The organism is Micromonospora sp. NPDC005203 (genome assembly GCF_042872705.1).
GTDB lineage: Bacteria > Actinomycetota > Actinomycetes > Mycobacteriales > Micromonosporaceae > Micromonospora.
The window spans coordinates 74,696-96,699 of record NZ_JBIAKV010000002.1; the positions used below are offsets into that span (position 1 = coordinate 74,696).

Genomic DNA, 22,004 nt, shown 5'->3' on the forward strand with positions numbered 1-22,004 from the left:
TTCGCGACGCCCCGCGATCTTGCGCTTCCGGCACGGAGAAAAGCCCTGAACGGTGACGAATCAGGGGCTGCGCGGGCAAGATCGTGGGGTGTTGCGGGCGGGGTCGTACGATCGCAGCCATGAGCGGGCACGTGACGGCGCCGGCGGCGGCGGTCGCCGACGAGCTGCCGACCTGGGTGACACTGCTGCGCGCGCCGAACCCGGGGCCGATGACCCTCGACGGCACCAACACCTGGGTGCTGCGCGCCCCGACCGCCGAGGCGGCCATCGTGGTAGACCCGGGGCCGGCCGACGAGGGGCACCTGACCCGGATCGCCGAGCACGGCCCCGTCGGGCTGATCCTGATCACCCACGGCCACCCCGACCACACCGAGGGCGCGGCCCGGCTGAGTGAGCTGCTCGGCGGTGTCCACGTCCTCGCCGTCGACCCGGCGCACACCATCGGCGGCGCGCCGCTGACCGAGCCGGGCGAGCACCTCGGCGGCTTCGGCCTGGCGGTCCGTCTGCTGAAGACCCCGGGGCACACCGCCGACTCGGTCTGCTTCCTGGTCGAGCACGGCGACGAGCGGGTGGTGCTCACCGGTGACACCATCCTCGGCCGGGGCACCACCGTGGTCGCCCACCCGGACGGGCACCTCGGTGACTACCTGACCAGCCTGGAGCTGCTGTCCGCGTACACCGGGACTGCGGCGTTGCCCGGGCACGGCCCGGCGCTCGCCGACTGCGCCGCCGCCGCCGACTTCTACCTCGCGCATCGCCGGGCCCGGCTGGACCAGGTCCGGGCCGCGGTCGCGGCCGGTGCCGCCACGCCCGCCGACGTGGTCGCGGCGGTCTACGCCGACGTGGACCGCTCGCTCTGGTGGGCGGCTGAGTGGTCGGTCCGCGCGCAGTTGGAGTATCTGGGTGTCGGCATCGGGGAATCCGCGCCCGGGGTCAGTGGGTTGGAGCACATGTGACCTGCCCCGTGTGTGGAACCGTTGCCGTTCCCGGCGCGCGGTTCTGCCACAACTGTGGTGCCGCGCTGCCGGCCGCCGCCACGTTGCCGGCGGCCGAGCGTCGGGTGGTCACCGTGCTCTTCGGCGACCTCTCCGAGTTCACCTCCTGGTCGGAGGATCTCGACCCGGAACGCGTCGGCGCGGTCACCGACCGGGTGCTGGCCGCCCTCGCCGGTGCCGTGAAGACCTTCGGCGGGCACGTCGACAAGCTGACCGGCGACGGGATCATGGCGGTCTTCGGTGCGCCGGTGGCGCACGAGGACGACGCCGAACGCGCGGTCCGGGCCGCCCTGTCCATGCAGCGGGCCGTCCGCCGGGTGCTCGACGACGAGCGGGGCGGCGGCGCGCCGCTCGGGCTGCGGGTCGGGCTGAACACCGGCGACGTCATCGCCGGCATCCAGGCCGCCATCGAATACACGGTCATCGGCGACACGGTCAACACCGCCGCCCGGCTGGCCGACGCCGCCGCGGTCGGCGCGGTCTACGCCGGCGGACGCACCGCCGCCGCCACCCGGCACGTGTCCTCCTGGCGGGCACTGCGCCCGCTGCGGCTCAAGGGCAAGCGTGAGCCGGTCGAGGCGTACGAGCTGCTGGGTCTGTTGGACGCGCCCGGCACCCGTTCGGGGCTCGGCGACGAGGCGCCGTACGTCGGCCGGGAGACGGAGATCGGCCGGATCGCCGGGCGGCTGGCCGAGGTGATCGACCAGGGTGACCCGCGGGTGCTGCTGATGACCGCCGAGGCGGGCATCGGCAAGTCCCGGTTCGCCGCCGAGGTGGAGCGCCTCGCCGCCGGGTACGACGTGGGCGCCGGGCGGTACGCCGCGCACACGGGTGCCCGGGTGCTCTCGGTGCGCTGCGCCGCGTTCGGTGAGCGACGCCGCCTCGCGCCCCTGGCCGACCTGGTACGGGCCGCCGTCGGCCTGCCCAGTGACGCCGCCACCGCGCTGACCCGACCGGCGGTGGAGGAGAGGCTGCGGCGGCTCGGGCAGCGGCTCGCCCGCTCCGGCGGTGAGACCCCGCCGATCGCCACCGAGCAGTTGCTCGCCCTGCTCGGCTACGCCGAACTGGCGGCACACGGCGGCACCGACACCGGCGAGTGGAGCGGATCGGGCACCCCGGCCGCGGACGCCGAGGTGGTGCCGAACGCGGTCGCCGACCTACTCAGTGGGCTCGCCTCGGAGGCGCCGCTGGTGATCGTGGTGGACGACCTGCACGACGCCACCGCCGAGACGATCGGCGCGCTCGGACTGACCCTGTCCAGGCTCACCGGCCCGGTGCTGGTGCTGCTGCTCGGCCGCCCCGAGCTGGTGCGTACCGCCGGGGCGTTGACCCGGGTCGCGGACGCCGAGGTGCACTCGCTGCCGCCGCTGCGGGGTGCCGACGCGGCGCGGCTGCTCACCAGCTACCTCGGCGGCGGCAAGTTGCCACCGGCCGACGCGGACCGGCTGCTCGCCACCGCGCAGGGCAACCCCTTCTACCTGGCCGAGTTGGTCACCCTGCTCATCGAGCGGGGGGCGCTCACCACGGAGACAGCGCGCGGTGTCCGCGCCGCGAAGGAACGGCCCGGTTCCGGCGAGCGGGACCAGGGCACCTCCGCCGGTTGGCGGTTGGTGCCCGGTTCGCTCGGCAGCCGGCTGCTCTCCCGCGACCTCGCCGCCGTGCTCGCCGCCCGGATCGACGCGCTGCCGCCGGACGCCCGCTCGGTGCTGCGTGACGCCGCGGTGATCGGCGACACGGTGCCGACCGGCGCGCTGGGGGCGCTGCGTGAGCAGCGCGCCGGCCGCGACGGCCGGCCGTCGGCAGTGGTCGCCGTGGAACTCGACCGAGCAGTCGAGGAGCTGCTGCAGCGCCGGATGCTGCACCGCTCCCGGGTCGGCTACGCGTTCGCGACCCCGCTGATGCGGGAGGCCGCGTACGCCGGGGTGAGCAAGGCGGAGCTGGCCGAGCGGCACGCCGCGTTGGCCCGCTGGGCGGCACCGGCGGACGGCGCGACGGCCGGGTCGCCGGGAGGGTTCACCGACGAGGCCCGGGACGACTTCGTGGCGACGCACGTCGAGCGGGCCGCCACGCTCGCCGACGCGGTGAAGCTGCGCCCGGACGCGCCCGCCCGGGCGGTGGTGCCGCTCGGCATCGCCGCGCTCGGCCGGGCCGCCCGCCGGTCACTGTCCGCCGGTGAGCCGGTGCTGGCCATCGAGTACGCCGAACGCGCCACCGAGTTGGCCCGCGACGGGCTGTCGGCCGCCGACCGGGTGGTGTACGCGCGGGCGCTGCTGCAGGTCGGTCGCGTCGCCGACGCGCTGGCGTACGCGGAGAAGATCGCCGCGAACGCGGGGGACGAGGCCACCCGGGTCGGTGCCCTGCTGCTCGCCGGGCAGGCCCAGGAGACCCTCGGTGACCAGGGTCGGGCGATGATCGCCTGGCACGAGGCGTTGCAGGTCGCCACGGCCGGTGGGTTGCCCGTGCAGCGGGCGACGGCGATGCGCCGGCTCGGCATGGCCGACTTCGTGGCCGGGCGGCTGAGCCAGGCGAGCAGCCGGTTGGCTGCCGCGTACCAGGTCAGTCTCGGTGCACAGGACCGGCGCGGGCAGGCGTGGTCGTTGCAGAACCTGGCCTGGGTGACCACCACCCGGGGTGACTTCGCCGGCACCGACGCGGTCCTCGGCCGGGCCGCCCGGCTCTTCGCCGAGCTGAAGGACCCGTACGGGCGGGCCTGGCTGCGCGGCACCACGGCGTTTGCCCGGCTGCTCGCCGGCCGACTGCGCGAGGCGTGTCGGATGGCGCAGGTGTTCCTGCCCTTCGGTGAGCGGGTCGGTGAGGCGTGGGCGGTGGGCACCTTGCGTGCGGTCGCGGCGTTCGCCACCGCCGAGCTGGGTGACCTGGCCGAGGCGGACCGGGAGGCCCGGCGGGCGTACCGGGAGTTCGCCGCCGCCTCCGACGACTGGGGACGCGGGTTCGCGCTTGTGGTCCGGGCGGTGGTGGCGCGTGGGCTGGGCGAGCCGGAGCACGCGGCGGACCTGCTCACCGACGCCCTGGCGTACGCCGAGCGCACCTCGCACCCGCTGCTCACCGGGATGGCCGGCACGTTGCGCGGCTTCGTGGCGTTGGACCTGGGCGACTGCGAGACCGCCGAGCGGGTGGCCCGCTCGGTGCTGACGGCCGTGGAGCCGCACAACCCGCAGGCCCCGGCCCAGGTGGCACCCCGGGTGCTGCTGGCGGCGGCCCGTCTGGCCGCCGGTGACGCGGCGACCGCCGTCGGGCTGCTCGCCCCGGTGGCGACGGCCGCCGCGAACGCACCCTCGTTGCTCCTCTCCCGCCGCCAGACCATGGCCCAGTACGCGGCGGCCCTGCTCGCGCACGGTCAGCGGGAGCAGGCGTTGGACTGGGCCCGGCGGGCGGTCACCGCGCCGGCCGAGGACGTGCGCAGCCAGGTGATCGCGGCCGGAGTGCTGGCCGAGGCGCTGGCCGCCTGCGGCTACCTGCCGGAGGCGCAGTCGTGCGCGGACGAGGCGGTCCGCCTGGCGTACGCGACCGAGCAGCGCAGCGAACGCGCCGCCGCCAACGCTCTCCGCGCCCGTCTGACCACCTCGGCCTGACCCTTGGTGACGCCTCCCTGACCGAAACCTCTGATCGGCCGGTCAGGGGTGTTGGCGGCACGGTTTTTGCCGGTTCTGGGGATGTGGCGGTCGGGGTGAGGGGCTAGCGTGTCACCACCGTGTGCCGGTCCATAGTGGTGACCGTCGCCGTGCCTGGGGAGGCCCTTCATGAAGCTGCCGCGTTCCATCGCGGGCTGGACCATCGCGGTCTTCGGCGTGCTGGCGCTGGTGCTGGGCGCGGTCGGGCTGCTCTGGCCGGAGGCGCAGTTGCGCATGCTCGGGCTCGAGGTGCCCCAGACGCGTGCCGTCGGTGACCACACCGGCACGTTCCTGCTGGCGTCCTCGATGGCGGCGTTCAACATGGGCGTCTACTACCTGCTCGCCACGATCACCGAGTGGCGGGCGTTCTACCGGTTCACCGTCGTCTTCCGACTTGTCACGTTCACCGTGTTCACCATCGCCGTGCTCTCCGACATCGCTCCGGGCCGGTTCTTCGGGGTGGCGGTGTGGGAGGGCCTGGGGGCGGTGGCCACCGCCGTCGGTCTGCGTCTGGATGCCCGCCGGAGCGCGTCGGCCGGCGGAGTCCCCTCGCCCGACGGTGCCGGGGCGGCTGCGCCCGCCGAGGAGGGTACCGGCCCGTCCGGTGCCGCTCCGGCGGACACGGTGCGCTGAGCCGCCGGCCGGGTTGGGTATTTTCGAGCGGTGACCGACACCCCGACCGGTGGCCCGCCGGTGCCGATCGTGCCCGGTCTGACCGATTTGCGGGTCTTTGCCCGGGGCGGGTACGCGACCGTCTATCAGGCCACCCAGATCTCGGTAGGCCGCGAGGTCGCCGTCAAGGTGGAGAACCGGACGCTGGACAGCGAGCGGGACCAGGCCCGTTTCCTGCGCGAGGCGCGGGCGGCCGGCCGGATGTCGTCACACCCGCACGTGGTGGACCTCTTCGACGTCGGGGTCACCGTCGACCAGCACCCCTACCTGATCATGGAACTCTGTGACGGCTCGTACGCCGAACGGATGCGGACCTCGCCACTCGACCCGGTGGAGGCCCGCGACCTCGGCATCAAGATCGCCGACGCGCTGGCCCACTCACACGCGGCCGGGGTGCTGCACCGGGACGTGAAACCGGCGAACATCCTCCACTCGGCCTTCAACTCGGCGGTGCTCGCCGACTTCGGGCTGGCCGTGCTCGCGGAGCACCGCGACGCCTCGGTCACCCTGGAGGTGCTCACCCCGGCGTACGCGCCGCCGGAGATGTTCAGCCACAGCCCGCCGTCGCCGGCCGTCGACGTGTACGCGCTCTGCGCCACCCTCTACGCGGTGATGCACGGTCGGCCGCCCCGCTGGCAGTCCGAGCGCAACCCCAGCCTGATCACCGTCCTGGAGATGTTCAACCAGCCGCTCCCCGCCCTGCCCGGCGTCCCGGACGAACTGATCGACGTGCTGCGCGCCGGCATGGCCAACGACCCGGCCGAGCGCCCCTCCGCACTCGAGTTGCACGACCTGCTCGCCAACCTGCCACTCGGTCCACCGTCGGCCCCGGTCAGCGGCGCCCCGGTCAGCGGTGGCGCGAACCGCCCCGGCCCGTACCCGCCCAGCCGGCCGGTGCCCCGACCGCCCATCGAGGACACCCAGCAGGTGGTCCCCGGCGTCCGACGCTGGCGGCGCTGGTTCCTCGGCGGTGCCGGCGTCCTCGCGCTCGCCGGCTCCGCGACCGCCGGGGCGTGGTTCGCCGACCACGCGGCACCGCCGACCCCGACCTCGACGGCCACCCAGGTCGCCGCCCCGGCGACCGGGCCGCTGCCCGGCTGCACGACCGGCAGCGGCACGCCCACCGTGCTGCCCGAGGGTGCCCGGTGCCTGCCCGAGCTGGAATGCTTCGGCCCGATGCGCATCCGCGGCGACCGCGCCGAGGCGGCCCGGCTGTCCTGCACCGGTCGGCACACCTGGGAGACGTACGCCGAGGGCATCCTGCCGGTGTCCCTGGTCGGCGCCAACTACGACGACGTGGTCGCCGCCGCGCCGGTGCGACAGGTGTGCAGCGCCACGACCTTCCGGTTGACCACCGGGATCGCCGAGCCGAGCGGCTGGCACCTGGAGGTGCTCCCACCGGTCGACGGGAGCATCGACCGGACGTACCGGTGCCTGGCTGGGCGGGGCGTGGACGCACTCGCCGCGCCCACCCTCACCGGCCGCTGATCCCGTCCGACCCGCGTCGCCGGTCCCGCACCGCCCGCAGGGCATCCCGACTGTCCAGGGCGTCGAGGGTGTCCGCGTCGATCCCGTACGGCATCAACTCCGCCGGCCCGGTGGTCGCCGGCCGGTCCTCCGGCTCCGGGTCGTCGGCCTGACGGGCGGCGGAGAAGGCGACCCCGGCGACCATGGCCAGCAGGACGCAGAGCAGGGCGAGAACCACGCCGACCAGATCCTGTCGGCGCCAGACGGCCAGCAGGGCCAGTGGCACGAGGGCTCCGAGTGCCGCGAGCACCGCCACCGTCCGCGCATCGGGCCTGGACAATCGACTCATTCGTTCAGCATGTCGTGACATCGGCGGCTGTCAACCGCAGAGTCGGGTCGCCGCGCCGGTCGGCCGGTCCGTTCGACCTGGCCCGCCCCGCCAGGTGAACGTTTCAGTGGTTGAGGTAGGCGAGGACTGCGCGAACACGCCGGTTGGCGTCGTCGGCCGGCGGCAGGTCCAGCTTGGCGAAGATGTTGGTGATGTGCTTCTCCACCGACACCGGTGCCAGGACGAGCGCGGCGCAGATGGCCGCGTTGGACAGGCCCTCGGCCATGAGGCCGAGCACCTCCCGCTCCCGTGGGGTGAGCCCGCCGACCCCGTGGTTGTGGCTGTTGCGCGTGAACAGTTGCCGGACCACTTCCGGGTCCAGGGCGGTGCCCCCGTTGGCGACCCGCTCCACCGCGTCGAGGAAGTCGTCGAGGGCCGTTACGCGGTCCTTGAGGAGGTAGCCGACACCGCCCCGGCCGTCGGCGAGCAGTTCCACGGCGTAGGCCCGTTCGACGTACTGGGAGACGATGAGCACCTTGGTGTCCGGGTCCGTGGCCCGCAGCGTCAGCGCGGCGCGGAGTCCCTCGTCGCGGAAGCCGGGCGGCAGTCGAACATCGACGATGGACAGGTCAGGTCGGTGCTCGGTGACGGCCGCGAGCAGCGCGGGAGCGGTGTCGACGGCGGCGACGACGGTGTGGCCGGTGTCGGTCAGCAGTCGCACCATGCCGTCCCGGAGCAGCAGCAGGTCCTCGGCGATCACGATGTGCATCAGTGGGGCAGCTCCGCGGACAGGACGGTGGGACCGCCGGGTGGACTGGTGATGGTGAGGTGGCCGTCGAGTGCCTCGACGCGGCGTCGCAGACCGTCGAGCCCGGAGCCGGACGGGTCGGCGCCGCCCTGCCCGTCGTCGACGAGCGTGACGGTGACGGTGCCGGCGGTGCGGGCGAGGGTGACGACGCAGGTTCGGGCGTCGGCGTGTTTGCCCGCATTGGCGAGACCCTCGGCGATGACGAAGTAGGCCGCCGACTCGACCGCCGGCGGGTAACGATCGTCGGGTTCGCCGCGTACCTCGACGGCCAGTGGGCTGTCGCCGGCCAGGGCGGCGACGGCGGCGTGCAGTCCACGGTCGGTGAGGATCGGCGGATGGATGCCACGTACGAGCCGGCGCAGCTCGGTGAGGGCGTCGTCGAGCTGCCGACGGGCGAGGTGGACGTCGGACGCGGCGGCCGCGCCGGTTGGCAGCTTGCGTGCAGCCAGCGCCATGCTCATGCCGGCGGCAACGATCCGGGCCTGGGCGCCGTCGTGCAGGTCCCGCTCGATTCGACGCAGCTCTGCCGCCTGGGCATCGACGACCCGACGGCGGCTCTGGGCGAGGCGGGTGGTTTCCTCGACCAGGTACCGGTGCGCGCCGGGTGCCAGGAGGACCCGGGCCGTCCGGGCCTGGGCCAGGCCGGCGGTCCGCAGGAACCACGCGGTGACCGGCAACAGCAGCACGCCGAGGATGGTCAGGCCGAACCGGCCCGGCGTCGTCGTCATGAGGGGATCCATCGGGAACGGGGCGCGCGGGTTCGGCACCGCCCAGGCCCAGGCCGGCGCCACGACGGCCGCGAGATCGACGACGGTAACCACGATGGCGGCGATCCCGCCCGCCAGACCCAGCGGAAACAGCGCGACCAGCCAGGCCAGGTCCCGCCAGGTGGCCGGTTGCGTGGCCACCGCGCTGGCTCGCTGCCGGACGGTTGCGCCCTCGATCGGCAGGTACGGCGCGGCGATCGCGGTGCCGAGCACCCAACCGGCCCGGCGCCGCTCCACGTCGGCGATGCGGCGGGTCACCCAGGCGGCGCCGAGGAACGCCGGTCCACCGACCAGCGTGACCGACAGTAGACCGACGCCAACGATGGTCGCCACACTCCAGGCGAGGCCGACGAAGCCGGCGACGATGCCGCTGACCAGGTACGCCAACGCCGACGCCGTTGTGCGAATCATCGCGGCGATCCTACCGACGGCGAGCCGGTGCCGGAGCGTGGCCGCCGGCCGGACCCGGCACCCGACGATCCGGGGGACGGGTCCGAACGGTGTTCCGGCCGGGAGCACCGTCAGCGCCCGTCGCTCAGGGCCGGCAGACCCCGTCGTCGCAGCAGGATTCGTGCCGGTACGGCACCCGCGACCAGTCCCAGTGCCGCGACACCACCGAGCATCCCCGCGTACGTGGCAGCGTCGACGAACACCCACCACGTGCCGTCCTGGGCGCTGCCGAACGCGCCGACCACGATCGCGGTGACCAGGACACCCAGCGCCAGTCCGACGGTGACCGTGATCATGGCCTCGCGTCCGAGGAGCCGGTGCAGCTGCCTGGTCGTCGCACCGGCCAGGCGCAGGTCGGCGAACTCGCGGCGGCGCGCGGCGGTGGCGATGGCGAAGGTGTTGACGACCGCGATCGCTGTGAAGCCGAGAGAGATGACCACCATGAGTTCCCAGGCGCCCTGCTGGTTCTGGATGTCACCGGCGGGGGCCGCGCCGAGCGTGGGAGCCAGCCGCAGGCCGGGCCACGAGGCGGCGATCCGCTCCGGTACGTCGCCGCGGTAGCGCAGCCCCACAGTGCTGACCAGCCCACGTGGATCGTGGGCCGCCACCAGGTCAGCGGGGAGTGCCAGGTCGCCGAACCCCCGGGCTCGGGCGTACACCCCGGCGAGGCGCAGGTGGACCTGGTAGCCGTCGGCGAGCCAGACCGACACGTCGTCGCCCACCCGCCAGCCGTACTGTTCGGTCACGTACTCGCTGGCGGCGAACGTGCCATCGCCCGGCAGCGTTCCGGTGCGGAGGTCGAGGTCGAGCGCCGCCTCGGTGCCGGTGACCAGCAGACCCTGCGTCGCGTAGTCCTCGGGCTTGCCGTCCTGCTCGACGATCGCCCGGGTCGGCACCGTCGCTGCCGCGCCGGTCAGCCCGTCGAGGGCAAGAAGCTCTCTGACGGTACTGAGCGGCAGCCCGCCCGGTGCGGTCACCTGCGCCGTCGCCGGTGCCGTCCGGGCCGCCTGCTCCCGCCCGGTCAGTTCGTCGAGCAGGACGCTGTTGAGCAGCATGGTGGCATTGATCGCGAACATGAGCACGAGCGGGACCGCGACCGCCGCGACCCTTCGCCGCTCGGCCCGGGTGACAAGACCGGCCAGCCAGCCGGTCGCGCCGCCGATGCCGATGAGGCGGGACACCGGCGTCGTCAGCACCCGGACCAGCAGCGGGCCCAGGGCCGCGACAGCGCACAGCAACAGGGCGCTCGACACGAAGCTCATGCCCATTCCGAGCGGCCCGTCGAGCGGAACGAAGACGAGCAGGGCGAATGCGCCGGCGGTGGTCACCACCGCGAGGGCGGTCCGCAGGACGAGACCGCCGGTCGGTGCGTTCACGTTCTCGGCGAGTGCCTGCGTCGGTGCGATGCGCACCGCTCGGCGGCCGGCGACCCGGGCACCGACGAAGGTCACAAGCATCCCGGCCGCCGCGGCGGCGATGAGGACGATCACGTTGGTCTGGACGACGAACTGGGCCGGCACCGCGCCAAGTTCCTGGAACCGGGCAGCCACCACGTGGGCGAACACCACACCCAACGGTAGGCCCGGCAGTGCGGCGACCCCGGCGAGCAGGACACTTTCCAGACCGAGCAGGCGGCGCAGCTGTGCGGGGGTCGCGCCAGCGGTGCGCAGCAGGGCCAGCTCGCGCAGGCGTTGACGTACCCCGAGCGTGACGGTGCCGGTGAGGACGAAGACGGCCGCGAACGCCGTGATACCGATGACGAAGCCGAAGATCGAGATGGGGCCGATGTAGTCGGGCAGGGCACCGGGCAGGTCGGCCCGGACCCGGTCGGCGCCGGTGAGCACCGGCGCGTCCCCGGCGACCCCTTCGACGGCTTCGCGGAGCGCGACCGGATCGGTGCCAGGTCTGGCCAGGATCGCCACCGCGGTCGGCCCGGGCAGCCCCGACACCGACGCCACGTCGGAATCGGCGACGAACAGTGCGCCCTGGGCGGGCAATCCGTCCCGCCCGGCCGGCGCGGCGACACCGGACACGACAAGGGTACGGACGCCGGTCTTCGTGGTGACGACGAGACGTCCACCAACAGTGGTGCCCGAGCGGTTGGCAAGGTCGGCGTCGATCACGACCTGGCCCGGACCGGGCGCCTCGCCGGTGCGCAGCGAGTACGGGGTCAGCTGTGCGGAACCCCACCCGTGTCCGATCACGGGAGCGTCATCGGCACCGCGCAGTCGCAGCCCGTGCGGCGTGCCTGCCTGGACCGGGAAGGCGACGTCCGCGGTCGCGGCCGCGACGCCCGGAAGGTCGTCCAGCCGACCGGCGAGGTCCGTCGGCAGCGTGCCGGCGCCGGTGAGCTTCTCGGACTTGACCTTGACCTTGACCTTTACCTTGTCCTTCTTCTGCTTGGTGGTGCGCTTCTCCACTGTCACGTCGCGGTCGCCCGACACGACGATCGGCGCCGCCGCGAACCGGTCGGCCGGCGGCTTCGCGGTGAGCACGGAGGCGAGCAGCAGACCGCCGCCGGCGAGTAGGGCCACGGCGAGCAGCGCGGAGAAGAACGTGCCCGCGTAGGCGCCGCGGTGCTGGCGCAGCGTGCCGAGAGCGAGCCGGATCATCGGACGGTCACCGCCATCATCTGTTCCGCGATCTTCTCGGCGGTGGGGTCGGCGAGCTCCGTGACGATCCGCCCGTCGGCGAGGAAGACCGCGCGGTCGGCCCACGCCGCCGCGGCCGGGTCGTGGGTGACCATGACGATCGTCGTGCCGACACCGTCCACCGCTTCACGCAGCAGTTGGAGTACCTCGCGGCCGGTCGACAGGTCCAAGGCCCCGGTCGGTTCGTCGGCGAAGATGACCTCCGGTCGGCCGGCCAGGGCGCGGGCGAGGGCGACCCGCTGACGCTGACCGCCGGACAGGTGGCCGGGCCGAGCGTTCTCCCGTCCCGTGAGCCCGACGCGGCGCATCACCTCCTGCGCCCACTTCCGGTCCGGTCGTACCCCGGCCAGCCGCTGCGGCAGCAGGATGTTGTGCCAGACCGACAGCGAATCCATCAGGTTGTACGACTGGAAGACGAAGCCGACCCGCTGCCGCCGTGCCTGGGTGAGCTGCGGTTCACGCAGGCCGCCGATGTCCTGGCCGGCGAGGAGTACCCGTCCGCTGTCCGGCCGGTCCAGGCCCGCCGCGCAGTGCAGGAGCGTGGATTTGCCCGAGCCCGACGGGCCCATCACGGCGGAGAACGAACCGGCCTCGAAGGCGACCGAAACGCCGTCCAACGCCCGGACACCGCCCCCGCCTGGATAGGTCTTCGTCACGTCGAGTACTTCGACGACGACCGGCCCTCGACCGGCTGTCACATCGCTGTTTCGCATAGCGGAAAGCCTGGTCGAGGCGGCGTTTCTGGAACACACGGCGGCCCATGATCTCGGTGGTGGGGAAACCCCTACCACCGGCGACGTCCACACGAACTGGATGCGAACGACTACTCTCGGTGTCTCGCAGGCTCTACCGGCAGCGAGGTGCGCATGAACTCAGGCAGTTCCCGGTCCCGGCTCCGTTCGGTCGCGACGACACTGGCGGCCGCCCTCACCCTCACCCTGGCAGCCGCCGCCGGCTGCGACAGCCGGCAGGAGCCGGAGCTGCCGTCCGTGCAGCAGAAGATCCGTGAGTCGCACATCTACCGGCAGGCACAGTTGCGCATCGGCGTCGCCACCAAGGAGCCGTTGATGGGCGACCTGCGCAACGGCCAGCACGTCGGCTTCGACGTCGAGATCGGCAGGTACATCGCTGCCTCCCTGGGCTACGAGGGCGAGCAGCGGTTGGCGTTCGTGTCGGTGGCCACCGAAAATCGGATCCCGGCGTTGCAGGGCGGCACTGTCGACCTCGTGGTGTCCAGCTTCTCGATGACCGAGGAGCGGGAGAAGCTTGTCAGTTTCGCCGGGCCGTACTTCGTCACCACGCAGGAGGTGATGGTGCCGGTCCGCCTCAAGGACCGGATCCGCACCATCGAGGACCTGCGCGACCCGGCGTACAAGGTCTGTACCAGCGGCGGGTCCACCACGGAGGCCGAGCTGGAGAAGCACGGGGTCAAGACGTTCGTGGTGAAGGACGTCGGGGACTGCGTCGACGGCATCCGGGGCGGCCGGTACGACGCGGTCAGTTCAGACGAGACGATCCTCGCCGGTTTCCTGGCCACCTATCCCAAGGAGTTCGAGGTCGTCGACATGCCCTTCGGCACCAGCGAGCTGCTGGGCATCGGCGTGCCGATCGGCGACCCCGCGCTGCGCGACCTGGTCGCGTTCTTTCTGCAGAAGAGCTACGAGCGGGGCCGCGACGGGCAGGTGAGCCCCTGGCAGAGCGCCTACAACCGCACCCTGGGGCCGTGGCTGAAGGTCGAGAAACGCCAGCCTCAGCCGCTGCAGGTGCCGAAGCTTGTCGACTTCGACGACAAGGCGCCCTCGACGTGAGCACGGCGCCGACCGCAACCGGCGCGGACGGCCCGGTTCCACCACCCCGCGCGTCCGTGCCCGGTGTTGCCGCCGCGCCAGCCAGCGACGGTACGGCCCAAACCGAACAGCAGACTGCCGCGGTGGACCGGGCTGGCTGGCCGGTCGGCGTACCGGTCGCCGAACCAACCGACCCGGTCGTCGCCGACGTCGAGCCCGGTCGGGTCCGTTGGGACCCGGCGGAGCGCCGTGCCCGTGCCAGCCAGTCCTTCTGGACGGCGCTGGTGGGCGTACCGGCGATCTTCTCGGTACTCCGCCTCGGTGTGGAGGCGGGCGGCGAACTTCAGACCACACTGCTGCTGGTGGCGAACGTCGGCCCGGTCAACCTGCTCGCCGGCTTCCTGACCACGGCGGCTCGGCTGCTCTCCACCGGGATGGTCGCCGTGTTCGCGCTCGGGGCGGTGCTGGCCGTCGGGGCGGACCGGCTGCCACCGGGGACCCGCCGTCGCCCACTCTTCGCCCGCTGGGCCGACCTCACCCCGGCCTGGGTGGTGCTTGCCGCTTTCCTGCTCGCCCTGATCACCTGGCCGCTGCTCTACCTGCCGCTGCTGCTGCCCGCGTTCGTGGCCGCGTTCCAGCTGCGCCCCGGGCGACTGCACGAACGGTTGGCGCCACGACTGGTCATGATCGTCGCGCTGCTCGCCGGGTACGGCTGGCTGCTGCTGCCGACACTGCGGGACGCCGGGAAGCAGGGCGAGCTGTTGGTGTTGGCGCTGCTCGCGGTGCCGCCGCTGCTAGCTCTCTTCATCGCGGGACCGCTGCCCGGTGTGGTGATCCGGCCGCTGGCGTCGGTGACCGAGGTGGCGATGCTCGCCATGCTGGTCTGGGCCGCGGTGCCGGTGATCAGCACACCGGTGCTGCCGCTGACCGTCACGACGGTGGGCGCGCAGAGCGGACCCACCGAGGACGTACGCGGGCACGTGATCACCACGGACGACGTCAACATGGTGATCCTGCAGGAGCGGGGTGGGGTGCGGTACGTGCCTGTCGATCTGGTCCGCGCGCAGGTGCTCTGCCCGAGCGAGGAGGAGTTGCCCCGGTACCAGCTGCGCATCCGGGACTTCCACGTCGAGGACTCGCTGCTGGAGGGCATGGGCCGACGGGTCCGCCCGGTCCACCGGATCGACGCCGCCTGCCGGCTCCCCGGCTGAACCCGCGCCGGGTGGCCGGCCGATCAGTGCGACAGGCGTCCTGTCGCGTCGGCGGCGTCGGCCAACTCGTCGGCGACCCGGGCGTTGGTCGAGGTGATGGCGGCGGTCCACAGCACGTCGGTGGGCGTCGCGCCGGCCAGCCAGCGCCGCATCGACTCCTGCGCCCGGTCGGGCAGGGGACCCTGGTGTGACAGGCCCTCGATGACCTCGGCCAGGTGCCGCGCGGTGGCTTCGCCCGGGATGGCCGCGAACTCGGCCAGGTACGGCCCGAGGTCGATCTCCAGCCCGGCGACCGCCTCCAGCAGGCCCCAGGCCGGGGTGGTGGACGGGAACTCCGTGAGGGTCCGGTGCCACCAGCCGATGAGGAACCGCTCGACGGTTGCCCGCTCGGCGGCCGGCCAGTCGTGCCACTGGTCCCGCATCCGCCCGGTGACGGCCGCCGGCGGCAGGTACGACAGCTCACCACCGGCGGCCGCCTCGAACAGCCGGGGCAGCAGGTGCGGCACCTCGGTCCCGTCGCCCCAGGTGCCCCGGTTGCCCAGGTAGTCATCGATCTGGTCGGTGGTCAGTTGCCGCAGCGGGGTACGGACGAAGAGCGCCAGATCCGCCGGCTCCACGCAGTGCGGGCAGGCCTCCATGTCGGCGGGCATCTGGTGGTCGGCGAAGGCGGCATAGAGCCCGTCCACCAGCCGATCGAACTCGACGTCGTTGCGCACCCGCTCAGTATCTCCGACATTGCGCTCGGACAGGGCCCGCATATACATTCGGACTGTATATACTGCGGCCATGGCGAAGGCTACCCTGCACGAATCGACCTATCTGATCCTCACCGCGCTCGTCGAGGCCCCGCGGCACGGATACGCCGTCCTCGACGAGGTCCGCCGCATCTCCGATGGGCGCGTCGACCTGCGCGCCGGCACCCTCTACGCGGCGCTGGACCGGCTGCGTACCGAGGGCCTCATCGACATCGAGCGCGAGGAACAGGTGCAGTCCAGATTGCGGCGGTACTACCGACTCACTGCCGCCGGGGTGCAACGCCTGGCCGAGGAGTCGGCGCGCCTGCGGAGCAACGCCGACGCGGCGAGCGTGCGGTTGCGCCGTGCCGGCCTCCTCGTCGAAGGCGGTGCGGCGTGACGTTGCAGCAGGTCTACCGGTGGCTGCTGGCCTGCTACCCCCGCGCGTACCGGCGGCAGTACGAGGACGAGTTGATCGGGGTGTTGCTTGACGACGCCGCGCCGGGCCAGCGCAAGCCCCTGGCACGAGACGTGTCCGCCCTGCTCGGTGGGGCGTGTCGGGCGCACATCCGGCAGGTCGGCACCCGGTTCTCGGTCGACGCGTGGCGGGATGCGGCGCAGGTGTTCGGCCTGATCGCCGCGCTGCTGCTGTTCGTGCGCTCCGCGCGCGTTCCGGTGCTGCACCTCAGCATGTACGCGCAGAGCTATCCGGACGGGATCGGTGAACCGTTCGTCCTCTGGCCGCATGGTCTCGGGGCGGCGCTGTGGCTCGTCGTGGCGGTGTTCACCGTATTCGCGTGGGGCGGGGCGGCAGCCGCCATCGCCGTCGGCGGCGTGGCGTTCGAGGTGGTTCGGGTCGCCGAGGCCTACGGGTATTATTCGACGGTCTTCGACATCTGGCCGGTCGTGCTCGCCGCGATGATCCCGCTCGCCCTCGCCCTCGCCCTCCGCGCTCCCCGTCCCGTAACGGCTGTCCTCACCCGCTGGCGGCTCGGCACACTGGCGGCGGCGACGCTGGTCAGCGTCGGCGCGCCGAGCGTCGCCCTGGTGAGCGCCGCTGACGTTTCGACGTGGCCCATCTACGGCACGTGGATATTCACCAGCGGGGTCGGCCGTGTTGAGGCGATCCTGTTGATCGCGGGGTACCTGCTCTTCGCCCTCGTCGTCCTGTCGACGCCGACGGCGCTCCGACTGCGTCTGCTCGCGCTCGTCGTCCCGGTGGGGGTCACGCTGCTGCTCACCCGGGTGGGGCTCCGCACCACCGGGACGTTCCTGCAACGTACCAGCCACGACGACGTCCTCGACGCGCTCACCTGGGCGCAGTGGTCGACGTTGGTGCTGGCACCCGTGGTGCTCTTCGCGGTGGCCGTGGCGATCCTGCACCGCCTTGAGCGTTCGGGTCCGCAGCAGGCGTAGGCAGGGCACGGACCGCGGGTGATCGACTCGGTCTTCCTGAAGTCGGGGCATCGACGGGCCTTGGACGCCCCGGAACCAAGGAAACCGAGTCGATCACCCGCCCGAGACCGGCCGGCGACCCGGGCGCGGGCCGGCGACCCGGGCGCGGGCCGGCGACCCGGGCGCGGGCCGGCGACCCGGGCGGCCCCGGCTCAGTAGGACTTGTCCTGACCCAGGACGTGCTGGGCCACGAAGTTGAGGATCATCTCCCGGCTGACCGGGGCGATCCGGCCGGCCCGCACCGCGCCGAGCAGGGTCGCCACCCCGTACTCGGTGGTCATGCCGGCCCCGCCGAGGGCCTGGATGGCCGTGTCGACGGCGAGCGCGGCTGCCTCCCCGGCCGCGTACTTGGCCATGTTGCCGGCCACCCCGGCCTCCAGGTCGCGGCCGGCGTCGTAGAGGGTGGCGGCCTTCTGGATCATCAGTCGGGCCAGTTCCACCTGCACCGCCGCGTGCGCCAAGGGGTGCGACACCCCCTGGTGGGAGCCGATGCTCCGGCCACCCCAGACCTTGCGGGTGGCGGTGTACCCGCTGGCCCGCTCGATGGCGTACCGGCCGGTGCCGGCACCCATCGCGGCCACCGTGATCCGCTCCGGGTTGAGCCCGGCGAAGAGCGCCGGCAGCCCGGCGTCCAGCGACTCACCGAGCAGCGCGTCGGCGGGCACCCGCACGTCGTCCAGGTAGAGCAGGAACTGGTTCTCCGGGGACACGATCTCCATGTCCAGCTTGGACCGGGTCAGCCCGGCGGCGTCGGTCGGCACGAGGAACAGCGCCGGCTTCAGCTTCTGCGCAGAGGCATCCGCTGAGCCGGCTGAGCCGTCATCGACGGCGACACGTGCCACCACCAGCACGTGATCCGCCTCGTCGACCCCGGAGATGTAGCACTTGCGGCCGTTGAGCACCCAGCCGTCACCGTCCCGGCGAGCCACCGTGCCAAGCCGGTGGAAGTTGGAACCGGCCTCCGGCTCGGTGATCGCGAAGACGATCTTCGCCGAGCCGTCCGCGAGGCCGGGCAGGTGCCGTTTGCGCTGCTCCTCGGTGCCGTGCCGGGCGAGCACTGTCGCCGCGATGGCGGGGGAGACCACCAGCAGCAGCAGCGGGCACCCCGCCGCCGCCAGCTCCTCGCAGACGATGGCCAGCTCGGTGATGCCGCCGCCCCCGCCGCCGTACTCGGTGGGGATGTTGACCCCCAGATAGCCGAGGCGTCCGGCCTCCGCCCAGAGTTCGGTGGTGTGCTCACCGGCCTTGGCCTTCTCGACGAAGTAGCCGTGGCCGTAGCGCCGGCCCAACGCCCGCACGGCGTCGCGAAGCTGGTCCTGTTCGGGGGTGAGGTCGAAGGTCATCGGAGGTCCTCCTCGATAACGGCCAGCACGGCGCCGGTGCGCACCTGACCACCGGCTGGCACCGGCAACTCGGTGACCACGCCGTCGGTCGGGGCGAGCACGGGATGTTCCAGCTTCATCGCTTCCAGGGTGAGCAGCGGATCGCCGGCCGTGACCCGCTGGCCGACCTCGACGTGCACCCGGGTCACCGCGCCGGGCAGCGGCGCGAGCAGCGACCCGGCGGCCACCTCCGCCGTGGGCAGCGGGAGACGCGGCAGCTCGACCAGGCTCACCGCCCCCGCCGGGCCGTCCACGAAAACCGCTGACCCCACCCGATGTACGCGAAACGCCTGTCGCACCCCGTCGACGTCGAGCGCCACTCGGGCCCGAACGGCCTCGACCAGCGCGACAGCCGGCCGCCGGGCACCAGGATCGGCGGCGCTGCGGTCGGCGGCGCTGTGAACGGCGGACCACTCGGCGAGCCCGCCCGTGCGGTCCAGCCGGTAGCGGACCTCGATCTCGCCGTCCGGGCCGCTGAAGCGGCTGACCTGGGCGACGGCCGGCACGTTGCGCCACCCGGACGGCAGCCCGGCCAGCACCCGGGCATCGGCGCGACGGGCGGCGGCCGAGGCGAGCGCCGCCGCGAGGGCGGCCACCGACAGCAGGTCGGCGGGCAGTAGTGGCGCGAACACCTCCGGATGTCGGTCGAGGAAGCCGGTGTCGACCTCCAGCGCGCCGAACTCCCGGCTGCGCAGCACCCGCACCAGCAGATCCCGGTTGGTGGCCACGCCGTGCAGTTCGGCACGCGAGAGCGCGCCGGCCAAGGCCTGGGCCGCCTCGGCGCGGGTCGGCGCCCACGCGATCAGCTTGGCCAGCATCGAGTCGTAGTGCACGCTCACGATCGAGCCGTCCAGCACGCCGGAATCCAGGCGCAGGCCCTTCGTCGGCGTGAACTCCCCGGACAACCCGGGGACCGCGAACCGGTGCAGGGTGCCGGTGGACGGGCGGAAGTTCTGGGCCGGGTCCTCGGCACAGAGGCGTACCTCGATCGCGTGGCCGTCGGCCGGCGGAGTCGTCGTGAGCGGTAGCGGCTCGCCCTCCGCGACCAGCAGTTGCAGCCGGACCAGGTCCAGCCCGGTGACCGCCTCGGTGACCGGGTGCTCGACCTGGAGACGGGTGTTCATCTCCAGGAAGTGGAACTGGCCGTCGGGGGCGAGCAGGAACTCGACGGTGCCGGCGCCCACGTACTCGACGGCACGGCCGGCTGCCACCGCCGCCTCGTGCAGGCGGGCCCGCAGCTCCGGGGCCAGGACCGCGGGAGCCTCCTCGACGATCTTCTGGTGTCGGCGCTGGATCGAGCAGTCGCGCGCCCCGAGGGCCACCACCGTGCCGTGGGTGTCGCCGAAGATCTGCACCTCGACGTGTCGGCCGCGCTCGACGTACCGCTCGATGAAGACCGTGCCGTCGCCGAACGCGGCAGCCGCCTCGCGGCGTGCGGAAGCGACGGCCTCGGTGAGCCCGTCCGGGTCGCGGACCACCCGCATGCCCCGGCCGCCGCCACCCGCGCTGGCCTTGACCAGCACCGGGTAATCGGTTATCTGGTCGGTCTCGGTCCAGGTGGGCAGCATCGGCACGCCCGCGTCGGCGAGCAGCGCCTTGGCGGCCACCTTGTCGCCCATCGCGGCGATCACCTTGGCTGGCGGGCCGACCCAGGTCAGCCCGGCGTGGTCGGCGACCCGCGTCGCGAACTCGGCGTTCTCCGCGAGGAAGCCGTAGCCGGGGTGCACGGCGTCCGCGCCGGACCGGCGGGCCGCTCGCAGGATCTGCACCATGTCCAGGTACGTCTCGGCGGGCGTGTTTCCGGGCAGGTGCACGGCCAGGTCGGCCGCTGCGACGAACGGCGCGTCGGCGTCCGCGTCGGAGTACACCGCGATCGTGGTGATGCCGAGGGTCCGGCAGGTGGCAAAGATCCGGCGGGCGATCTCGCCCCGGTTGCTGACGAGAAGTCTGGTGATCACAGCGCCTGCCTTTCGTTCGCGACTGCGGTACTCCGCTTCGCTGCGTTCCTCGCGCGCACGGGGGAGAGCCCTCTCACATCCGGAAGACGCCGAAACCGTCGGCGCCCTTCACCGGTCCGTTGTGGATCGCCGAGAGGCAGAGCCCGAGGACGGTACGCGTGTCCCGAGGGTCGATCACCCCGTCGTCGTAGAGCCGACCGGAGAGGAAGAGCGCTCCCGACTGCGATTCGATCTGCTGTTCGACCATCATCCGCATCGCGGTGTCGGACTCCTCGTCGAAGGTGCGTCCCCGGGCGGCGGCGGCCTGCCGGGCCACGATCGACAGCACCCCGGCGAGCTGTGCCGGACCCATCACCGCCGACTTCGCGTTCGGCCAGGTGAACAGGAACCTCGGCTCGTACGCCCGACCGCACATGCCGTAGTTGCCGGCCCCGTACGAGGCGCCCAGGTTCACCGTCAGGTGCGGCACCGTCGAGTTGGACACCGCATTGATCATCAGCGCGCCGTGCTTGATGATGCCGCGCTGCTCGTACTCGGTGCCGACCATGTAGCCGGTGGTGTTCTGCAGGAAGATCAGCGGCGTGTCCGAGGCGTTCGCGAGCTGGATGAACTGGGCCGCCTTCTGCGCCTCCGCGCTGAACAGCACCCCCCGGGCGTTGGCCAGCACACCCACCGGGTACCCGTGCAGTTCGCCCCAGCCGGTGACCAGCGCGTCCCCGTACGCCGGCTTGAACTCGTCGAAGTCGCTGCCGTCCAGGATCCGGGCCAGCACCTCACGGGGATCGAACGGCACCTTTAGGTCGGCGCTGGTGATGCCGAGCAGTTCCTCCGGGTCGTACTTCGGCGGTTGCGGCACCGCCGTCCGCGGTGCCGGGCCATGCTTGCGCCAGTTCGACCGGCGTACGCACTGCCGGGCCAACCGGATGCCGTCGGACTCGTCGGCGGCCAGGTAGTCGGCGAGCCCGGACGTGCCGGCGTGCATCGCCGCACCGCCCAGCGACTCGTCGTCGGTGACCTCGCCGGTCGCCATCTTCACCAGCGGCGGCCCGGCCAGGTAGACCTGCGACCGGTCCCGAATCATGATCACGTGGTCGGACATTCCGGGCACGTACGCACCACCGGCCGTGGCGTTACCGAAGACCACGCTGACCGTGGGGATGCCCGCCGCCGAGAGCCGGGTCAGGTCCCGGAACACCCGACCGCCCGGTATGAAGATCTCCGCCTGGGTGGGCAGGTCCGCCCCGGCCGACTCCACCAGATTGACCATCGGCAGCCGGTTGGCCAGGGCGATCTCACCGGCCCGCCGGGTCTTGGCGAGGGACCACGGGTTGACCGCGCCGCCGCGTACCGTCGGGTCGTTGGCGACGATCAGGCACTCCACACCCTCGACCACCCCGATGCCGGTGACCACGCTGGCCCCGACCGGGAAGTCCGTGCCGTACGCGGCGACCGGCGACAATTCCAGGAACGGGCTGTCGGCGTCCACCAGCAGCTCGATCCGTTCCCGGGGTAGCAGCTTGCCGCGCCCGTGGTGCCGGGCCACGTACTTCTCGCCACCGCCCGCCCGCGCCTGGTCCAGCGCGGCATCCAGCTCGGCCAGCCTCTCCAGCAGTGCCGCCCGGTTCGCCGCGTAGGCCGGTGCGGACGGGTCGACCGCGCTGTCCAGGATGGTCACCGTGCCTCCCTCGTTCGCGACTGCGGGGCTCG

17 protein-coding genes are annotated in these 22,004 nt (G+C 72.8%); 8 read left to right on the plus strand and 9 right to left on the minus strand.

Translation table 11 applies throughout. The features are described from left to right. The first annotated feature begins 119 nt into the window (after positions 1 to 119). The 4 genes from ACFYPM_RS05565 to ACFYPM_RS05580 all read left to right on the plus strand — a co-directional run bounded on the left by ACFYPM_RS05565 (position 120) and on the right by ACFYPM_RS05580 (position 6,787). Positions 120 to 956, plus strand: a complete 837-nt coding sequence (locus tag ACFYPM_RS05565) for an MBL fold metallo-hydrolase (RefSeq protein WP_387191603.1) — start codon at positions 120 to 122, stop codon at positions 954 to 956. Continuing rightward, a complete protein-coding gene (locus ACFYPM_RS05570) occupies positions 953 to 4,588 on the plus strand; it encodes an adenylate/guanylate cyclase domain-containing protein (protein WP_387191605.1) in 3,636 nt (1,211 codons plus the stop codon). The genes ACFYPM_RS05565 and ACFYPM_RS05570 overlap by 4 nt, the downstream gene beginning before the upstream one ends. A gap of 168 nt (positions 4,589 to 4,756) precedes the next feature. After that, on the plus strand, positions 4,757 to 5,260 hold the full coding sequence (locus tag ACFYPM_RS05575; protein WP_387191606.1) for a hypothetical protein: 504 nt from the start codon (positions 4,757 to 4,759) through the stop codon (positions 5,258 to 5,260). A gap of 30 nt (positions 5,261 to 5,290) precedes the next feature. Further along, the gene (locus tag ACFYPM_RS05580) at positions 5,291 to 6,787 is read left to right on the plus strand and encodes a serine/threonine-protein kinase (RefSeq protein ID WP_387191608.1); all 1,497 of its coding nucleotides are present in this window, start codon (positions 5,291 to 5,293) and stop codon (positions 6,785 to 6,787) included. Here the strand turns inward: ACFYPM_RS05580 and ACFYPM_RS05585 are convergent. The 5 genes from ACFYPM_RS05585 to ACFYPM_RS05605 form a co-directional block, all read right to left on the minus strand. Continuing rightward, positions 6,774 to 7,115, minus strand: coding sequence for a hypothetical protein (locus tag ACFYPM_RS05585; RefSeq protein WP_387191610.1), 342 nt, complete (start codon positions 7,113 to 7,115; stop codon positions 6,774 to 6,776). The two genes, ACFYPM_RS05580 and ACFYPM_RS05585, sit on opposite strands and share 14 nt — an antisense overlap. A gap of 103 nt (positions 7,116 to 7,218) precedes the next feature. Beyond that, complete coding sequence (locus ACFYPM_RS05590) at positions 7,219 to 7,863, minus strand: response regulator (protein ID WP_387191612.1); 645 nt, start codon at positions 7,861 to 7,863, stop codon at positions 7,219 to 7,221. After that, positions 7,863 to 9,080, minus strand: a complete 1,218-nt coding sequence (locus tag ACFYPM_RS05595; protein ID WP_387191614.1) for a sensor histidine kinase — start codon at positions 9,078 to 9,080, stop codon at positions 7,863 to 7,865. Before ACFYPM_RS05595 ends, ACFYPM_RS05590 begins: the two co-directional genes overlap by 1 nt. Positions 9,081 to 9,190: 110 nt before the next feature. Next, the gene (locus ACFYPM_RS05600) at positions 9,191 to 11,731 is read right to left on the minus strand and encodes an ABC transporter permease (RefSeq protein ID WP_387191616.1); all 2,541 of its coding nucleotides are present in this window, start codon (positions 11,729 to 11,731) and stop codon (positions 9,191 to 9,193) included. Further along, positions 11,728 to 12,483, minus strand: coding sequence for an ABC transporter ATP-binding protein (locus ACFYPM_RS05605; RefSeq protein WP_387191618.1), 756 nt, complete (start codon positions 12,481 to 12,483; stop codon positions 11,728 to 11,730). Before ACFYPM_RS05605 ends, ACFYPM_RS05600 begins: the two co-directional genes overlap by 4 nt. Positions 12,484 to 12,636: 153 nt before the next feature. Here ACFYPM_RS05605 and ACFYPM_RS05610 point away from each other — a divergent pair, with 153 nt between their 5' ends. Continuing rightward, the gene (locus ACFYPM_RS05610; RefSeq protein WP_387191620.1) at positions 12,637 to 13,578 is read left to right on the plus strand and encodes a transporter substrate-binding domain-containing protein; all 942 of its coding nucleotides are present in this window, start codon (positions 12,637 to 12,639) and stop codon (positions 13,576 to 13,578) included. Positions 13,579 to 13,700: 122 nt separating this feature from the next. After that, the gene (locus tag ACFYPM_RS05615; protein ID WP_387191622.1) at positions 13,701 to 14,768 is read left to right on the plus strand and encodes a hypothetical protein; all 1,068 of its coding nucleotides are present in this window, start codon (positions 13,701 to 13,703) and stop codon (positions 14,766 to 14,768) included. A gap of 23 nt (positions 14,769 to 14,791) precedes the next feature. On the opposite strand, the gene ACFYPM_RS05620 is transcribed toward ACFYPM_RS05615, so the two are convergent. After that, positions 14,792 to 15,484: a hypothetical protein gene (locus ACFYPM_RS05620; protein WP_387191624.1), complete on the minus strand. Its 693-nt coding sequence runs from the start codon at positions 15,482 to 15,484 to the stop codon at positions 14,792 to 14,794. Between the two features lie 70 nt (positions 15,485 to 15,554). Between ACFYPM_RS05620 and ACFYPM_RS05625 the strand changes: the two genes are divergently transcribed. Then, on the plus strand, positions 15,555 to 15,902 hold the full coding sequence (locus tag ACFYPM_RS05625) for a PadR family transcriptional regulator (protein WP_387191626.1): 348 nt from the start codon (positions 15,555 to 15,557) through the stop codon (positions 15,900 to 15,902). Next, the gene (locus tag ACFYPM_RS05630; protein WP_387191627.1) at positions 15,899 to 16,918 is read left to right on the plus strand and encodes a hypothetical protein; all 1,020 of its coding nucleotides are present in this window, start codon (positions 15,899 to 15,901) and stop codon (positions 16,916 to 16,918) included. The genes ACFYPM_RS05625 and ACFYPM_RS05630 overlap by 4 nt, the downstream gene beginning before the upstream one ends. 191 nt (positions 16,919 to 17,109) lie before the next feature. Here the strand turns inward: ACFYPM_RS05630 and ACFYPM_RS05635 are convergent, their stop codons facing one another. From ACFYPM_RS05635 to ACFYPM_RS05645, 3 genes are all read right to left on the minus strand, one after another. Further along, a complete protein-coding gene (locus ACFYPM_RS05635; RefSeq protein ID WP_387191629.1) occupies positions 17,110 to 18,300 on the minus strand; it encodes an acyl-CoA dehydrogenase family protein in 1,191 nt (396 codons plus the stop codon). Further along, complete coding sequence (locus tag ACFYPM_RS05640) at positions 18,297 to 20,297, minus strand: acetyl/propionyl/methylcrotonyl-CoA carboxylase subunit alpha (protein WP_387191631.1); 2,001 nt, start codon at positions 20,295 to 20,297, stop codon at positions 18,297 to 18,299. The genes ACFYPM_RS05635 and ACFYPM_RS05640 overlap by 4 nt, the downstream gene beginning before the upstream one ends. 73 nt (positions 20,298 to 20,370) lie before the next feature. After that, the gene (locus ACFYPM_RS05645; RefSeq protein ID WP_387193340.1) at positions 20,371 to 21,972 is read right to left on the minus strand and encodes an acyl-CoA carboxylase subunit beta; all 1,602 of its coding nucleotides are present in this window, start codon (positions 21,970 to 21,972) and stop codon (positions 20,371 to 20,373) included. Between the last annotated feature and the right edge of the window lie 32 nt (positions 21,973 to 22,004).

What these genes read in the sequence shown, in the direction of transcription:
- ACFYPM_RS05565 (WP_387191603.1), top strand. Translation starts at nt 120, where the DNA reads ATGAGCGGGCACGTGACGGCGCCGGCGGCGGCGGTCGCCGACGAGCTG.
- ACFYPM_RS05575 (WP_387191606.1), top strand. Translation starts at nt 4,757, where the DNA reads ATGAAGCTGCCGCGTTCCATCGCGGGCTGGACCATCGCGGTCTTCGGC.
- ACFYPM_RS05585 (WP_387191610.1), bottom strand. Translation starts at nt 7,115, where the DNA reads ATGAGTCGATTGTCCAGGCCCGATGCGCGGACGGTGGCGGTGCTCGCG.
- ACFYPM_RS05590 (WP_387191612.1), bottom strand. Translation starts at nt 7,863, where the DNA reads ATGCACATCGTGATCGCCGAGGACCTGCTGCTGCTCCGGGACGGCATG.
- ACFYPM_RS05595 (WP_387191614.1), bottom strand. Translation starts at nt 9,080, where the DNA reads ATGATTCGCACAACGGCGTCGGCGTTGGCGTACCTGGTCAGCGGCATC.
- ACFYPM_RS05600 (WP_387191616.1), bottom strand. Translation starts at nt 11,731, where the DNA reads ATGATCCGGCTCGCTCTCGGCACGCTGCGCCAGCACCGCGGCGCCTAC.
- ACFYPM_RS05605 (WP_387191618.1), bottom strand. Translation starts at nt 12,483, where the DNA reads ATGCGAAACAGCGATGTGACAGCCGGTCGAGGGCCGGTCGTCGTCGAA.
- ACFYPM_RS05610 (WP_387191620.1), top strand. Translation starts at nt 12,637, where the DNA reads ATGAACTCAGGCAGTTCCCGGTCCCGGCTCCGTTCGGTCGCGACGACA.
- ACFYPM_RS05625 (WP_387191626.1), top strand. Translation starts at nt 15,555, where the DNA reads ATGGCGAAGGCTACCCTGCACGAATCGACCTATCTGATCCTCACCGCG.
- ACFYPM_RS05635 (WP_387191629.1), bottom strand. Translation starts at nt 18,300, where the DNA reads ATGACCTTCGACCTCACCCCCGAACAGGACCAGCTTCGCGACGCCGTG.